The sequence below is a fragment of the Betaproteobacteria bacterium genome (assembly GCA_009693245.1).
In the GTDB taxonomy this organism is placed as follows: Bacteria; Pseudomonadota; Gammaproteobacteria; order Burkholderiales; family SHXO01; genus SHXO01.
Genome location: SHXO01000029.1, coordinates 17,275 through 32,418, shown reverse-complemented (window position 1 = coordinate 32,418; position 15,144 = coordinate 17,275). Strand labels below are relative to the sequence as shown.

Genomic DNA, 15,144 nt, shown 5'->3' with positions numbered 1-15,144 from the left:
ACCTTCGGGTTGTTCGCCAGGGCCTTGACGATCTCCAGGAATTGCCGCAGGGCGGGAGCGAGATCACCCACCAGCGTGCGCGGAGAAATGCCGAACTCGTAAGGCGCCAGCAGCCGCGCCGCCCATTCATTGGCGCCAGGCAAGGCTACCGCGCTTTCACCGGCGCCCAGCAAGAGATTTTCCGCGACACTCAGTTCGCGCACCAGCGAATCGTCCTGGTACACGGCTGCCAACCCTAGGCGCCGTGCCAGCAACGGGTCGGCGGTTGCCAGCTTCGTACCCATGATGGTGATTTCGCCCTCCCCGGGCACGATGGCGCCGCTGGCGATCCCTAGCAAAGTGCTCTTGCCTGAGCCGTTCTCTCCCACGACGGCGTGGATCTCCCCCGGCCGGCACTCTAAATCCACGCGATCGAGCGCCAGCACACCGGGGTAGCGTTTGGTGATGCCGGAGAGTTGGAGGGACGGGGACGCCATCAGGCTGAAGCCCGGCAATTCGTGGTTGCTACCCAGTGGGGAAACAAATGAAAACCGCTCGCGGACGCGCGCTCGCGTCCGGATTTGGTGCGTGGTTACTTGGTGAACATCACCTTGAGCATGTCGTTATCGAGCAAAGTCGAAACCGACGCGTCCAGCGGCAGGGCGGGATTGCACATGCCCTTGACCACTTGCTTCATGCGGAAGGGCACATCGATGTTGGGCGCAACCTCTTGGCCCGCCTTCTTCATCATGGCCGCCGTGAGAGCGATGCGCGACTGATAATTCTGGCCCGAGGAAAAGAAGATCTTGAAGTCAGGCTCGTTGGCTTTTTCCCAGTCGCAGAACAGACCCTGCTCGTCGGTGCGCAAGGCGACGATGACCTTGGGCTTCTTGTTGGCAGCTTGGTAGGCGCGCAGCCCGCCACGGAAACCGTCGGCGTATTCGTAGACCACGGAATCCACGCTCCCGTGCCGGGAGAGGAAGCTCGACATCGCCTCGAAGGTTCCTTCTTGCGTCCAATTCGTGTCGGCCTTACCGAGCAATTTCAAGTGCGGGTGCTTGGCGATTTCGGCATCCGAACACTTCTGCCAAGTGGCACTCAGCGGGTTACCCGGCGTGCCGCCCAGTTCGACGACACTCGTCGGATTCTTCTTCGAGTTCTCGGCCACGATCTTGATGAACCCAGCGCCCAAGTTGCAGATATTCTCGGCGACAACGGACAAGTAATCCTTACCAACCTTGCCGCCCACATCCGTACCGTTGTGCGTGACCACTATTATTCCCGCGGCGGTGGCTTCCTTCACCGTCGGCAGCAACGCCGCACCCGCATCGGCGAATATCACGATGACGTCTACCTTTTGCGCGATGTAGGCGCGCAAGTCCGACACCGCCTTGGCGGCATCGCCTGCGGCCGAGGTGTAGATGATCTTCTTGACGTCGGGATAGGTCAGCGCCTGGACGATGAACTCCATCTTGGTGACCTGGCGCCACACGTTCTCGCCAAAGCCATCGGCGTAGGCAATGGTGAGCGTGCCGCGGCCCGTCTCGCAGACAGATGCCTTCCAGCACTTCAGCGCCAGTGCGCGCTGTTCCGGCGTTAGATCGATGGCCGCACGCTTGAAGGCTTCCGCCACCACCGGCCCGGGATTGTCCGTGGTGCCCAGCGCTTTCATCATCAGAGTATTCACGTTGGCGGCTTGGGAAGCCACCGGCGCGAGTGCAAAACCCACTGCCGTAGCGGCACCGGCCAGTAGACGGCTGGCATTATGGAATTTCATCATGGTCTCATCACTTTGTGATGCCGGCGTCCGCCGGTCTGTTAATGACACCTCCAGCCAGGAATGAGCAGTCCCATATACCGGCGTGGCTCACGTTGCATCGCAACACCGGCAGTCCACCCACTTCAGCGGCTCACCAATCTATTCCTGAACGCGGCAACCGTCCATCGCCAATCATCGCCCCTTTTACACGGCGGATTTCATCTTATGGCCAAAATGCCTCACAATCGCGTTTTGGACGCTTTCTGTTAACGGAGGAGATTTTGAACCACTTGCCATGCGGATTCTTGCTGGGCCTTTCCGTCGTCATTCCCGCGGCGGCCGCCGACACCTATACCCTCGACCCCCGCCACACCTTCCCAGTGTTCGAAGTATCGCACTACGATTTCTCCCTGCAACGGGGGCGCTTCAACAAGACCACGGGCAAGGTGACGCTCGACAACGCCACCAAGTCAGGCTCCATCGAGATCGTCATCGACGCGAACACCATCGACATGGGCATCGACAAGTGGGATGAGCAGATGAAGTCCGATGCCTATTTCAATACCGAGCAATTTCCCGCCATTACCTACCGGTCGGACAGGGTTCTTTTCCTGGGCGACAAGCCCGTGGCCGCAGAGGGTACGCTGACGCTCTTGGGAGTAAGCAAGCCTGTTAACCTTGCCATCGCCGGATTCAAGTGCGGGCCAAACCCCATCAACAAGAAACCCATGTGCGGGGCTAACGTGAGCACTCAGATCAAACGCTCGGAGTTCGGCATGACGCGCGCACTACCCGGGATTGGCGACGACATCAAAATCATGATCGCCGTGGAAGCATTCAAGGATTAGGAGGTCCTATGCAAGTCAAGCTGTCGATGACGGTAAACGGGAAGCCGGTAAGCGCGGATGTGGAGGCGCGCACGTTGCTGGTGGATTTCATCCGGGACAAATTGAAACTCACCGGCACCCACGTGGGATGCGACACCGCCCAATGCGGCGCCTGCACCATCCACGTGAATGGCAATGCGGTCAAGTGCTGCAACATGCTCGCCGTTCAAGCCAATGGGGCCCAAGTGGTCACCATCGAAGGGGTAACGCCCAGTGACGGCACACTGCATCCCATGCAAGCGGCTTTCCGCGATCATCATGGATTGCAATGCGGATTCTGCACGCCGGGCATGGTGATGAGCGCCATCGATCTGGCGCGCAGGCACGCCAATCTCACCGAAGAGCAAGTACGCGCCGAACTCGACGGCAACATCTGCCGGTGCACGGGCTATCACAACATCGTGAAGGCCGTGCGCGCTGGCGCCACCGCCATGAAAGGATAGCCATCATGTATGCATTCAACTATTCCAAAGCCGCGGGTATCACGGACGCCGCCGCCAAACTTAGCGCAAACCCTGAAGCCAAGCTGCTTGCCGGCGGACAGACCTTGCTCGCGGCCATGAAACTGCGCTTGGCTTCTCCCAGCGAATTGGTGGACTTGGCTGGCATCGCGGACTTAGCGGGAATCAAAACCGAAGGCAGTGCGCTCGTCATCGGCGCCATGACCCGGCACGCGGAAGTGGCGAGATCGGCCGAAGTGAGCAAATCCATTCCAGCACTCTCCAAACTGGCGGGCGGCATCGGGGATCGCATGATCCGCAACATGGGAACCCTCGGCGGATCGCTTGCCACCAACGACCCAGCCGCCGACTACCCCGCAGCGGTACTCGGATTGGGCGCCACCGTCCACACCAACAAGCGCAAGATAAACGGCGACAGTTTCTTCACCGGCATGTATGGCACCGCGCTCGAAACGGGCGAGATCATCACGTCCGTTTCGTTCCCCGCGCCTAATCGAGCCGGTTACGTGAAGTTCCCCAACCCAGCTTCGCGCTACGCCATGGTGGGTGTGTTCGTGAGCGAGACCTCCTCTGGAATTCGCGTCGCGGTGACCGGTGCGGGGCCATGCGTGTTCCGGGTGCCCGCCATGGAAAAAGCGTTGGCGGCGAAGTTCGCCCCCGAGTCCGTGGCCAGCGTCGTCGTTGCCGCGGACGATTTGAGTTCCGACATGCATGCCTCGGCGGAATATCGTGCGCACCTGGTTACGGTGATGGCCAAGCGCGCCGTCGCTGAAGCAATCTCCGGCCGGTAGCCCATCACTCCCACGCTAACGGGCCTCGCGATGAGGCCCGTTTCGCTTGTAACCATGCCCCTCCCCGCTTCCGTCGGCGACACCCTGGAACTTCTCAATCGCGGCGACTATATCGCCGAGCGCAGCCTTGCGACGTCGGTATATCTTGCGCTACGCATGGGCCGGCCACTTTTTCTCGAAGGCGAGCCGGGCGTGGGCAAGACGGAAATCGCGAAGGTCCTCGCCAGCACCATGGGCCGCAAATTAGTTCGGCTGCAATGCTACGAAGGGCTGGACATCGCCTCCGCGGTGTACGAGTGGAACTACTCCCGGCAGATGATCGAGATCCGCCTCGCGGAAGTGGAAGGGGCACGCTCCCGCGAAGGCCTCGCGCAAGATATCTTCTCCGAGCGCTTCCTCATTCGCCGGCCCATTCTGCAGGCACTGGAAGGCGATCTGGGCGCACCGCCCGTGCTCCTCATCGACGAGCTGGACCGCGCCGACGAACCCTTCGAGGCCTACCTGCTCGAAGTGCTCTCGGATTACCAGGTCACCATCCCCGAGCTTGGGACCATGAAAGCCAGCGAACCTCCCGTGGTGATCATCACCTCCAACCGAACGCGCGAAATACACGACGCGGTGAAGCGCCGCTGCTTGTATCACTGGGTGGATTACCCCAGCGCCGAGCGGGAACTACAGATCGTCTCTCGCAAAGTGCCCGGCCTAGCCGCGAGCCTATCGGCCCAAGTGGTGGCCCTGGTGCAAAAGTTACGTGGAATGGAATTGTTCAAACCCCCCGGCGTGGCCGAGACCATCGATTGGGCCAAGGCGCTGTCCGTTCTAAACGTCACTGAAATCAATCCCGAAGTGGTTGATGAAACCTTGGGTGTGCTGCTCAAGTATCGCGACGACATCGAGCGGATCAAGGGCAAGGAAGGCCAAGCGCTGTTGAGTTCCTGACCCAGCAACCCTCCGGAGGAAATGCCGCATGCCCGCCGGCACCTTAGCCCCAAACATCGTCCACTTCGCCCGCGGATTGCGGCGCGCCGGGTTGCCCATCGGCTCGGGGCAAATTCTGGATGCGCTGCGTGCGGCGGAACTGGTCGGGGTGGAAGAAAGGGATGACTTCTACTGGGGGCTCGCATCCATATTGACTGACCGGCACGCGCAACTGGAATTGTTCGACGCGGCATTTCGCTATTTCTGGGAGCAAAAACCCTTCGTTACCGAAGCCAGCGGCCGAGACAACAACGGCAACGCGGAAGGCGATGAGATCTCGCGGCGGGTCGCCGAGGCATTTACACCGAGAACAAATTCGCCACGCCCGGAAGATACCGAGAGTCTCGATGCCACCTTCACCGCCTCCCGGGAGGAGCAACTGCGGGCCATGGATTTTCAGTCCATGAGCGCGCAAGACATTCGCGAAGCCAAGCGCATGCTCGCGCGCTTGCGCTTGCCCATACCAGAAATCAAAACGCGGCGCTCCAGGCCCGACCCTCGCGGCCCGCGAGTGGATCTGCGTGCCACTTTGCGCGCAAGCCTGCGCGGACAAGGCGAACTGCTGCTGCTCGCGAAACGCTCGCCGCGCTTGCGCCATCCGCCGCTGGTGGTGTTGTGCGACATATCGGGTTCCATGAATAGCTACTCCGAGATGCTGCTGCACTTTTTGCACGCCATCACCAACGACCGCGACCGGGTGCATGTGTTCTTGTTCGGCACCCGGCTGACCAATGTCACGCGAGCGCTACGCCATCGCGACGTGGAGGCGGCCTTGGGCGCCGTGTCATGCCTGGTTGCCGACTGGTCGGGCGGGACCCGCATCGGCACGAGTTTGCGCGAATTCAACCAGCGCTGGTCGCGCCGGGTGTTGGGGCAGAATGCCGTGGTGCTCATCATCACCGACGGGTTGGAGCGCGATGGCGGGGAAGTCCTGTCAGAGGCCATGGAACGCCTTCACAAATCCTGCCGGAAACTGCTATGGCTAAACCCGCTGCTGCGTTACGATGGCTTCAAGCCCTTGGCGCAGGGCGTGCGGCTCATGCTGCCCCACGTGGACGAGTTCCGGCCGGCTCATAATGTAAGCAGTTTGATGGACTTGGCGCACGCGCTCTCGCCGGATCGTGCCGCCACGACTACAAGGACAACACAACGATGGAAATGATTGGCGAGCAAATCATCGCCCTTCCGCAACGAGAAGTGTGGGAAGCGCTGAACGACCCCGCGATCCTCAAGCAATGCATTCCCGGTTGCGAGACCGTGGAGATGATCACGGATAGCGAATACAAGATGGCCATGGTCGCCTCCATTGGCCCGGTGAAAGCGAAATTCAGCGGCAAGCTCACGCTCACCGATGTAAGCGTACCGGACACTTACACCTTGCATTTCGAGGGCACGGGCGGTGTGGCGGGTTTCGGGAAGGGCAGTTGCCAGGTGACACTCAGCTCAGATCCCACGGGCACCAAGTTAAGTTACAACGCCAAGGCCTCGGTAGGCGGAAAGATCGCGCAGATCGGCTCGCGCCTGGTGAGTGGCGCGGCCAAGAAGATCGCGGACCAGTTCTTCGCGAAATTCAATGAAGTGCTGGTTCCCACGAACCAGGGTTGAGGTACCGGGATTCGCCGCGACCGGTAGAATCCGGCCCTTGATACATCACGGAGATTCATAGTGAACAATCTGGACATGAAAGGCAGGTGCGCCATTGTCACCGGCGGCGCATCGGGAATTGGGCTCGCCATCGCGCAACGGCTGGCGCGCTCGGGTGCGTCCGTGGCTATATGGGATATGAACGAGCAGTCCATGAACAATGCAGCGAAGACACTCACGGGCGCTCCCAAGACTCTCACGCAGAAAGTGGACGTCGCCAAGATCGAGCAAGTGGAAGCGGCTTTCAAGGCCACGGTTGCGGCGCTCGGCAAGGTGGACGCATTGGTGAATTCCGCCGGCGTCGCGGGCAAGAATGCCATGACTTGGGAGTATCCGGTGGAGGAATGGCTGCGCGTGCACGACATCAACTTGAACGGCACCTTCTACTGCTGCCGCACAACAGCTTCGCACATGATCGCCAACGGGTACGGGCGCATCGTGAACATCGCCTCGATCGCGGGCAAGGAAGGCAATCCCACGGCGAGCGCTTACAGTTCATCCAAGGCGGCCGTGATTGGATTGACCAAGTCCCTGGCCAAGGAACTCGCCAAGAACAACATCACCGTCAACTGCGTCACACCGGCGGCGGTGAGGACTCCCATCTTCGACCAAGTGTCGCAGCAGCACGTCGACTACATGCTGCAAAAAATTCCCATCGGACGTTTTGGGTTAACGGAGGAAATCGCCGCCGCCGTGTCATGGCTGTGCACGGAAGATTGTTCCTTCACCACGGGTTCGGCGCTGGATTTGTCCGGCGGCCGGGCGACGTACTAAGGACAGGAGCTAGGCGCTCGGGTCTATGAGCTAGGGGAAAACGAGTGAAGATAGACAAGGAGCTTCCCTTCGGCGAGGCCGCGCTGTCCGGTTGCGCGGCGCGGCAAATCTTCACCTTGTAGTGAGCGCGCGCGCGCAACACCGCCAAGGCGTTCTCTTGATGATTGGCGCGACCGTGTGCTGGGCCAGCGCCGGCACGCTGGTGCGCCATATGTCCGTCAAGGACAGTTGGGAAATCACCTTCTGGCGCTCCTTGTTCATGATGATCTTCATCGGCGGCTATCTCCTCCACAAACGCCGGCGCACGGGCGCGCCGGTCAATTTTCAGATTGGCCGCGCGGGCCTGGTCTCGGGCATGCTGTGGGCTTCCATGTACGTTTCCTTCTTGGTGGCTCTGGGCAGAACCACGGTGGCGAGCACCTTGGTGATATGCAGCATCGCGCCTTTCCTCGCGGCGCTGGCCGGCAAATTGTTTCTGCAAGAATCTCTCCCCGCGCGTACTTGGGTGGCCATGCTGGTGGCTTTCAGCGGCATCGCGGTCATGTTTGCCGGTTCGATGGGAGGCGGCGCGTGGCTCGGCAATCTCATCGCGGTGCTGATCCCCATTGCCTTCGCCGCCAATGTCGTCATGCTGCGCCGCATGCACGCCAGCGCGGATACGACCGTCACTTTGCTTGCCTCCGGCATCATCTCCATGCTGGTGACGCTGCCAGTGGCGCTGCCCTTTGAAGTAGGCGCCAAGGATTTGGCTTTGCTCGCCATCATGGGTTCGGTGCAATTGGGACTGGGTTGTTTGTTGATGATCCATACCACACCGCGCCTGGCGGCGGCCGAGATCGGGTTGCTCTCCATCCTGGAGACTTTGTTCGGCACCTTCGCCACTTGGCTCTTCGCCGGCGAGCGCCCGGCGCTGGCCACCTTGACGGGCGGACTCGTGGTGATTGGCGCCCTGGCGCTAAACGAACTAATCGGCATGCGCCGCCAATCGCTGACGCCCACCGAAAAGCAGGCACTGCAATCTTCATCTGGACACTGAGCGCTTCCGCCTCTCGCCTCACGCCCATACAATACTTCCCCCGCCTCAAGGAGCACATCCATGACCAGCCAAGCTGACGATCTCGCCGCCCGCCTCGAGAACTGCCATGCTTCCGCGGTGCACGATGTGCTGCGCGCCATGGGTTACGACAGGTGCGTGCTGCCTCCGAAAATCCGGCCCTTGGATCCCACGCGGAAACTCGCTGGGGAGATCTACACCTTCAGCGGCTACATGGACCAAACGCGCGATCCCCACGAGACCTTGGTGGCTTGGACCGGAGTGTTATCCAAGGCACCACCGGGAAAGGTGCTGGTATGCCAGCCCAATACTTACGCCGTGGCCCTCATGGGCGAACTTTCCGCCGAAACGCTTAAGTACAAGGGCGTGCGGGGCTATGTAGTCGACGGGCGTTGCCGGGATACGGAGCTCATTCTGAAACAAGGCTTCCGCGTCTTCTGCAACTTGAACACGCCCGCGGACATCGTTGGCCGCTGGATGCCGGACCGTTTCGGCGAACCGGTCACCATCGGCGGGGTCACTGTATGCACTGGAGATTACTTGCTGGGCGACCGCGACGGCGTCGTCATCATTCCGGGCAAGATCGCGCATGCCGTGGTGGCCAAGACGGAGGAAACCCTCTTGACCGAAAACCGGGTGCGCACGGCCATCCTTCGCGGAATGGATCCGCAAGAGGCTTATCTGAAGTTCGGCAAGTTCTGATCGTCTTGGCCGGGGGCCGGAATTCTCTATTGACCAATTAGACTGGACGGTCTAGTCTTAGCGCCTTTTTGGGGGGAAGTACGAGGTGCCGCGAGTTGCCACGACCGAAGCACCGGCCGTATCCAGCCGCGCACCCAAGGCGGCGGATAACGGCACGGACAAACGCGCATGCTTGCTGGCGGCCGCGGTCAAGGTTTTCATGGCGCAAGGATTTCACGCGAGCATGGACAATATCGCGGCGCAAGCCAAGGTCGCCAAGCAGACGGTCTACAACCATTACGGCAGCAAGGAAAAGTTGTTCGAGGAAGTCATTCGGCACATCGCCGGCACCATCGTGGTGTCGCTAGGCGAACCCGACGTCTCCGTCAGAACAGCGCTCCTGCGCTTTGCCAAGGCCATCCGCGCCCGCACGCTGTCTCCCGAGGGAATTGGGGTTTACCGCGCCCTGGTGGCGGAAGCGCCGCGCTTCCCGTCCCTGGCAAGGTTGATTTACAAGACGGGGCCGCAGGCGGCGCAGGACGCCCTCGCGCAGTTCTTGGAACGCCGCATGGCGAGCAAGGAACTTCGCAAGACGGACGCGCGGTTCGCGGCCGAGATGTTGATGAGCATGCTGACCGGTTACGACAGAGCGCGCTTGCTTTATGGAATGAAGATTTCAAGAACAAACGAGCAACAGCAGTGCGAACGGATCGTCGATTGTTTTTTGCGCACAATGGCTATCGCGGGTAGTAAGAATAGCGATTACAAGGGAGATTGGAGATGCTACGCAGTTACGTTGACTTCATCGTAAAGTTCCGCTGGATAGTGATCGTTGTCATTCTGGCGATGACCTGGTTCATGAATTCGAAGGGCGGCAACCTCACCGTGATCATCGATCCGAACAACATCGTGCCGCGTTCGCATCCTTTCATCGCCACCACCTTGAAGGTGGAAGAGGTATTCGGCTCGCGTTACGTCGCGGTGATCGGCATCACGCCGAAGCAAGGCGACGTGTTCCAGCCCTTCGTGCTGGAAAAAGTTCAGCGCATCACCAACAAGCTGCGCGAAACCCCGCGTATCGTCAAGACCAACATCTTGTCGCTCTCCGCGCGCCGCGCCAAGGACATCCGGGGAACCGTGGATGGCATGGAGGTCAAGCAGATGATGGCGGACGTGCCCGTCACGCCCGAGCAGATGGCCGCCCTGAAGGACGCGTTGCAACGTAACACCGCTTACATGAACTCCGTTGTCTCCACGGACTGGAAGACGACGGTCATCCTCGCCGAAGTACGCGACAGGAAACCCACCGATAGCAAGGACGTCAAGGGCGGGTTCACCTTCGTGGCGAGCAAGATCAACGCTATCGTCGACGCGGAGCGGGACGATAGCGTGGACATCATGGTGAGCGGTTACCCACCATTCCTGTCCATGTTCGAGAAATTCGCGGGCCGCACGCCGATGCTGCTATTGGCCGCGCTGGTCATCATCGGCCTCATCCATTTCGAGGCCTTCCGTACCTGGCAAGGTCTCATTCTTCCGCTCTTGACGCCGCTGGTGGCGGTGGAATGGAGCAAGGGCTTCATGGGACTCGCCAACGTACCACTGGATATTTTCAACATGTCCACGCCGATTCTGATTCTGGCCGTGGGCGCGGGCCATGCCGTTCAGTTGCTTAAACGCTATTACGAAGAGTATTTGCGCATCAATCCCAAGCCCGACATCGACATTGACGAGCTTTGGGGCGCCATGGGCAAGACCGAACGCATCGCGATGTGGCTCTCCTTCGCCGCCATCTTCGCCACGCTGTACTTCAAGCAATGGCAGGCTGGAATCACCGGTATGCTGGGATCCTTGCTCGGACTCAAGGGCGGAGCGCTCACCGCTGGGCTGGTGGTCTCCTCCGCGGTATTGGCCTACGCCTCCTACTTCGTTTACTCGGGTGGATGGCACCTCATCCGCTTCTGGTTGAAGCCGCGCGCTTATGCCAGCGAACGCGACATCCGCGCCAACCGCGAGGCGGTGGTCGAATCGATCACGAAAATCGGCCCCGTCATGATGACCGCGGGGATCGTTGCCGCCTGCGGATTTTTCTCCCTGGCTATTTTCGACATCATATCCATTCAGGTTTTCGGTATCTTCTCCGGCCTCGGTATTCTGAGCGTGCTGATCGTCGAGATGACCTTCATCCCGGCGCTACGGGCCATCCTGCCTCCTCCCGGCAAGAAGGAAGCGCGCATGGAAAGCGAAGAGCGCGTGTGGGGCCGCCTCACGGGTTTCTACGCCCGCACCATCACGGGACCTAACCGCAGCCGGTTGTTCATCATCGCAGGCGTGGTGATCGTGCTCTCCCTCATCGGCATGAGCCGGCTAGGCGTGGAAAGTTCGCTGAAGAAATACTTCGACCGCGACCTGCCGCTGTTGGTGCAAGACCGCATGCTGAACGACCGCATGGCCGGCACCAACAACGTGTACGTGTTGATCGAGGGGGAAAAGCCCGACGACATCAAGGACCCCGCGGTATTGAAAGCCATGGACAAGCTGCAGACTTTCATCAGCCAGCAACCCCATATCGGCAAGGTCATGTCGCTCGCGGAATTCATCAAACGCATGAACCAATCCATGAACAACAACGATCCGGCTTTCTTCAAGATCCCGGATAGCCAGGCGACCATCGCCGAGTTCATGCTGCTCTATTCCATGTCCGGAGAGCCCGGCGATTTCGACACCTACGTCGATTACGAATACCGCCTCGCCAACATGGTGGTCTTCTCTCACAGCGACAGCACCGTTCATATGCTGGCCATGTGGGAAAAGGCCAAGGAGTTCGTCAAGAAAGAGTTCCCGCCCAACATCAAGGTCAACCTCGGCGGCAGCGTGGCGCAGTCCGCGGCCATCACCGAAGTCATCGTGAAGGACAAGATCCTCAACGTGGTGCAGATCGCCGGCGTCGTGTTCTTGATCGCTTCGCTTGTGTTCCGTTCCGCCGTGGCGGGTGCGCTGGTGATCACGCCGCTTCTGCTCTCGGTGCTGGTGAACATGGGATTGCTGGGCCTCATGGGCTTGCATCTCAACGTACCGGTGGCACTCACCTCCGCCTTGGCCATCGGCATCGGCGCCGATTACGCCATCTACATGCTGTTCCGCTTACGCGAGGAATTAGGCAAGGGCACGGAGGAAACGCAGGCCTTCCACACGGTGCTTACCACGGCTGGCAAGGCTTGCCTGTTCGTCGCCTCCGCGGTGGCCGGCGGCTATGCCGTGCAGGCGCTCTCGCGTGGCTACTACCCGCACACCTGGAACGCCATCTTGATCGGCACCGCCATGCTTGTCAGCGTGACCTCTGCATTGACCGTCATGCCCGCGCTGGTGCACAAATTCAGACCAAAATTCATTTTCAACGGAGCTTCCCACGTGAAAAAACCCACTCTGGCCCCCGCCGCCATCGCCATCGCGGGCTTGACCGCATTATTCATGGCGCTGCCGCAACCGGCGTACGCGCTAACGTCCCTGGAGATCATGGAGAAGAATTTTCTCTCCAACAAGTACCAAGACTCCATTTCGCAGACCACGATGACCTTGACCAACAAGCAAGGCAAGCAGCGCGTGCGCAAGACCTTTGGCACCTCGAAGCTTCAAGCCAACGGCATCGACAACATGCGCATGACGCGTTTTCTCGAACCCACGGACGTCAAGGGCACCGTCTCGCTCTTGATCGAGCACTCCGAAAAGGACGACGATATCTGGATCTACCTGCCCAGCACCAAGAAGGTCCGCCGCCTGATTTCCAGCAACAAGAAGGACAGCTTCGTGGGAACGGACTTCTCCTACGGCGACGTGATCGGCCACAAGCCCAAGGAATGGAGTCACAAGATCCTCAGGGAAGAGCAAGTGGATGGCAAGGATTGCTATGTGATCGAATCCATTCCCGCCAGTCCCACCGTCAAATCCAACACCGGCTACTCCAAGCGCATCGGCTGGATCGACAAGGCGGCTTTCGTGATTCTCAAGGGAGAGCTCTACGACGAAGCAGGCGAGTTGCTAAAGCAAACGAAGTTTTCCAACTATAAGCTCACCGATCCCGCCAAGCAGCGCTACCAGGCTTTCCTGCTCGAAACGCACAACGTCCAGACCGAGCACAAGACCGAGATTCGTATCGACACGTCCAAGGCGAATACGGGGGTCAAGGACGAATACTTCACCACGCGCTACATGGAGCAGGAGTGAGGCTAAGACAGCCCGCTTACGCACTCACTCTTGCGCTCGCCCTGCTCGGTGGCACAACTTGCAATGCGCAGGATGACGAACCTCCTCTGGCGCCTCCGGAGGGGGCTGCCGCCAGCTCCGGCATCAAGGCAACATTGCGCGATTGGGGCGTCACGGGCTCCGCGCGCGGCGCCTATTGGTCATCGAACCGCCGCTCGGATGACGAGAGCCACCTGGGCGTGGGCCAGCTTTGGGCGAAGCTCGACCGCAAGCTCGGAAAAGGGATGGGGGTATTCGCCGAGGGCTATCTTGGGAAGGAAGACATCCTTGGCGATAAACGCAGCACCCATCGCGTACGCGAAGCCTATTTGGATTTTCGCCATGACAAATGGGATTTCCGCGTTGGCAAGCAGATATTGGCCTGGGGCCGCACGGACCGCTTGAACCCATCGGACAATCTCACGCCGCGGGACTTCACTTTGCTGTCACCAGAATTCGACGAAGACCGCTTCGGGTCGCTCGCCGCGAAGGACTCCTTCAATTGGGGACAAGGCCAGAGCGTCACCGCCGCGTGGTTGCCGGACTTCCAATCCCATGAATATCCTTTCACCAATAATCCTGACGTTACCTTCAACCACGACGAGCCAAGCAGCGCGCGCCAATTCGGTATCAAGTACGACGTTTCCGGAGGCAACATCGATTGGTCCGCGTCCTACTACGACGGCTTCGATCTCACGCCCGATATATCCCTGGCGCGAGTGACGGCCATGCACACGTTCATCGATCTCCGGCATCACCGCGTCAAAGTGCTAGGCGCCGATGCGGCCACCACGCGCGGGGCGAACCGGTACGCGGTGGAAGCCGCCTACACGCGCACCGAGGATTCGGACGGTGCGAATCCGTCCATCAAGAACCCGCACTTCTACGGCGTGTTCGGGCTCGAGCATGACTTCACCAACAACCTAAGCGGCATCGTGCAGTACTTCTACCGCCACGTTTTTCACTTCAACCCGGTGGATGCCATCGCCAATCCCGATGTCCGCAACGCGGCCGCCGACAACGCCGTGCTCAACAACCAATACGACGAGAACCAGCACGGCTTGAGCGCCCGGATAGCCAAGAAGTGGATGAACGAAACCCTCGAAGGCGAATTCGCCGGCTCCGTGCTGCTCAACCGTGCCGGATACTTCCTGCGCACGAAAGTAAGCTACATCTGGAGCGACAGCATCAAGCTGTTAGGCGGTTACGAGTATTCCAGCGGTTCGGACAACACCTCCTACCAGCTCCTAGCGAAAAACAAAGCGCTGTTCGCGGAGATTCGCTGGTTCTTCTAATACTGCTCAACCTACCGCGTAGTACGCCACGCCGGCATCGTCCATAACGGTTTGGATATGCTGGTCCAATTTTGCGAGACGCGCACCCTGAAACAATCCCCGGGCCACCTCGACGGACTCGCGCAGATCCACGCCGAGCAAGGGCAGGCCCGTGTTGGCGCGGTGCCCTTCGGACACGTTCAGGATCAGGCTCAGAGCCACGTACATATCGTCGATCAGCCCCATGATCCCGTGGGAATCGGGAAGAAGATCGCGTTCCTTGAGTAGGTAGGCCTCCGCGGCTTCGATCACGTGGTTCGCGACCTGCGACACTCCGGCCTTCTTCGCGGCTTGGTGCAAATCCACGAGCAAGTTGGGCAAGCGTTCCAATTGCGCCCGCCACATTTGCAGGATTTCCTGTTCGGCTTGCGCGTCCTTCGGATCCTGCCCTGCTTCGAGCAACTGCTTTCTGACCAAGGCGGCGAACTGGCCATGGCTAGTCTCGCGTTTCCAGGCTTCGCCGATGTATTCACGAATCGATTCGGTCCGCATCCCAGTCTCCTGATAGAAAAGGGCGCGGATCTCACGCATGATGAGTGCCCGTGGCGCGATGCGTATCT

At 59.9% G+C, this 15,144-nt stretch carries 15 protein-coding genes; 12 read left to right on the top strand and 3 right to left on the bottom strand.

What is annotated here, in order from left to right:
• Together EXR36_06705 and EXR36_06700 are read right to left on the bottom strand one after the other, a co-directional pair.
• On the bottom strand, positions 1–476 hold a 476-nt coding region (locus EXR36_06705), incomplete at its 3' end, for a sugar ABC transporter ATP-binding protein (GenBank protein ID MSQ59330.1).
• A 95-nt stretch (positions 477–571) separates the two neighbouring features.
• On the bottom strand, positions 572–1,759 hold the full coding sequence (locus tag EXR36_06700) for a hypothetical protein (protein MSQ59329.1): 1,188 nt from the start codon (positions 1,757–1,759) through the stop codon (positions 572–574).
• A gap of 41 nt (positions 1,760–1,800) precedes the next feature.
• On the opposite strand from EXR36_06700, the gene EXR36_06695 reads away from it, so the two are divergent.
• From EXR36_06695 to EXR36_06640, 12 genes are all read left to right on the top strand, one after another.
• On the top strand, positions 1,801–2,586 hold the full coding sequence (locus EXR36_06695) for a polyisoprenoid-binding protein (protein ID MSQ59328.1): 786 nt from the start codon (positions 1,801–1,803) through the stop codon (positions 2,584–2,586).
• Positions 2,587–2,594: 8 nt separating this feature from the next.
• Entirely contained in the window at positions 2,595–3,068 is a 474-nt protein-coding gene (locus tag EXR36_06690; protein MSQ59327.1) for a (2Fe-2S)-binding protein, read from the top strand.
• Between the two features lie 5 nt (positions 3,069–3,073).
• On the top strand, positions 3,074–3,877 hold the full coding sequence (locus tag EXR36_06685) for a xanthine dehydrogenase family protein subunit M (GenBank protein MSQ59326.1): 804 nt from the start codon (positions 3,074–3,076) through the stop codon (positions 3,875–3,877).
• 30 nt (positions 3,878–3,907) lie between these two features.
• Positions 3,908–4,816 carry a MoxR family ATPase gene (locus EXR36_06680; protein MSQ59325.1) on the top strand — a complete coding sequence of 303 codons (909 nt, stop codon included), beginning with the start codon at positions 3,908–3,910 and terminating at the stop codon, positions 4,814–4,816.
• 28 nt (positions 4,817–4,844) lie between these two features.
• Positions 4,845–6,017 carry a VWA domain-containing protein gene (locus EXR36_06675; protein ID MSQ59324.1) on the top strand — a complete coding sequence of 391 codons (1,173 nt, stop codon included), beginning with the start codon at positions 4,845–4,847 and terminating at the stop codon, positions 6,015–6,017.
• On the top strand, positions 6,008–6,460 hold the full coding sequence (locus EXR36_06670) for a carbon monoxide dehydrogenase (GenBank protein ID MSQ59323.1): 453 nt from the start codon (positions 6,008–6,010) through the stop codon (positions 6,458–6,460). Before EXR36_06675 ends, EXR36_06670 begins: the two co-directional genes overlap by 10 nt.
• Before the next feature lie 60 nt (positions 6,461–6,520).
• Complete coding sequence (locus tag EXR36_06665; protein MSQ59322.1) at positions 6,521–7,273, top strand: SDR family oxidoreductase; 753 nt, start codon at positions 6,521–6,523, stop codon at positions 7,271–7,273.
• 160 nt (positions 7,274–7,433) lie between these two features.
• Positions 7,434–8,309, top strand: coding sequence for a DMT family transporter (locus EXR36_06660; GenBank protein ID MSQ59321.1), 876 nt, complete (start codon positions 7,434–7,436; stop codon positions 8,307–8,309).
• Between the two features lie 60 nt (positions 8,310–8,369).
• The gene (locus tag EXR36_06655) at positions 8,370–9,029 is read left to right on the top strand and encodes an RraA family protein (protein ID MSQ59320.1); all 660 of its coding nucleotides are present in this window, start codon (positions 8,370–8,372) and stop codon (positions 9,027–9,029) included.
• 85 nt (positions 9,030–9,114) lie between these two features.
• On the top strand, positions 9,115–9,819 hold the full coding sequence (locus tag EXR36_06650) for a TetR/AcrR family transcriptional regulator (protein ID MSQ59319.1): 705 nt from the start codon (positions 9,115–9,117) through the stop codon (positions 9,817–9,819).
• Positions 9,789–13,232 carry an outer membrane lipoprotein-sorting protein gene (locus tag EXR36_06645; GenBank protein MSQ59318.1) on the top strand — a complete coding sequence of 1,148 codons (3,444 nt, stop codon included), beginning with the start codon at positions 9,789–9,791 and terminating at the stop codon, positions 13,230–13,232. The genes EXR36_06650 and EXR36_06645 overlap by 31 nt, the downstream gene beginning before the upstream one ends.
• Positions 13,229–14,545: a hypothetical protein gene (locus tag EXR36_06640; protein MSQ59317.1), complete on the top strand. Its 1,317-nt coding sequence runs from the start codon at positions 13,229–13,231 to the stop codon at positions 14,543–14,545. Before EXR36_06645 ends, EXR36_06640 begins: the two co-directional genes overlap by 4 nt.
• 6 nt (positions 14,546–14,551) lie before the next feature.
• On the opposite strand, the gene EXR36_06635 is transcribed toward EXR36_06640, so the two are convergent.
• Positions 14,552–15,076, bottom strand: a complete 525-nt coding sequence (locus tag EXR36_06635) for a hypothetical protein (GenBank protein MSQ59316.1) — start codon at positions 15,074–15,076, stop codon at positions 14,552–14,554.
• Between the last annotated feature and the right edge of the window lie 68 nt (positions 15,077–15,144).